The sequence below is a fragment of the Agriterribacter humi genome (genome assembly GCF_009192765.1).
In the GTDB taxonomy this organism is placed as follows: domain Bacteria; phylum Bacteroidota; class Bacteroidia; order Chitinophagales; family Chitinophagaceae; genus Agriterribacter; species Agriterribacter humi.
This window is the reverse complement of sequence record NZ_VOHQ01000033.1, coordinates 1-730: the sequence shown is the minus strand read 5'-3', so window position 1 is coordinate 730 and position 730 is coordinate 1. Positions and strand designations below refer to the sequence as shown.

The window sequence follows — 730 nt, the reverse complement described above, 5'->3', positions numbered from 1 at the left end:
GGCTTAAGACAAGTGAAAGAAATTATGTTGCCCGACAGTTCGGTAGTGGTACTCAATGGCAATTCTTCCCTGCGGTATAACAGCGATTTTGCAACAGCTTCTGTAAGAGAAATTTTCCTGCAAGGCAATGCCTACTTCCGCGTAAAAAGAACAGCAGCCCTCACTCCTTTTATTGTACATGCTAACCAGTTGAAGATTTATGTAACCGGAACAGAGTTCAATGTAAATGCCCGCACCAAAGCTACCGATGTGGTGCTCACCAGCGGCAGGGTGAATGTAACCCTTGAAAAAGATAAAAGAAAAACGGTGTATATGCAGGCCGGCTATACACTCAACGTGGATACCCTCAGCAATGAACTGATCACTGCCAGGGCTGATACCGGATTATATACCGCCGCATGGAAAATGGGCGAATGGCATTTTGAGGAAACCACTCTGGCAACCGTTGCCCGGCTCATTAAAGAATACTATGGAATGGAGATGGTCTTTACCACCGAAGCTCAAAAACAGCTTATGATTACCGCTGTGGTATCGGTTAACGATTTTTCAACATTGATACAGGTAATAGAGAAAACCTTAAACATCAGCATACAAACACAAAACCAACAATTAATCATTATTAACCCTCAATCAAAACAGTTATGAAAAGAAAACCATCTTTTTCAAAACGCTGCTTAGGGACAATGTTGACGGCCGTATTGTTTTTACTGGCCACAACCGGGGCATGGGC

Annotated in this window: 1 protein-coding gene; it reads left to right on the top strand. The window is 43.3% G+C overall.

Annotation, left to right across the window (positions count from 1 at the left end; genetic code table 11):
- Positions 1 to 645 (top strand): FecR family protein (locus FRX45_RS23085; protein WP_152270851.1); only part of this gene is annotated, 645 nt, incomplete at its 5' end.
- Positions 646 to 730 lie beyond the last annotated feature (85 nt).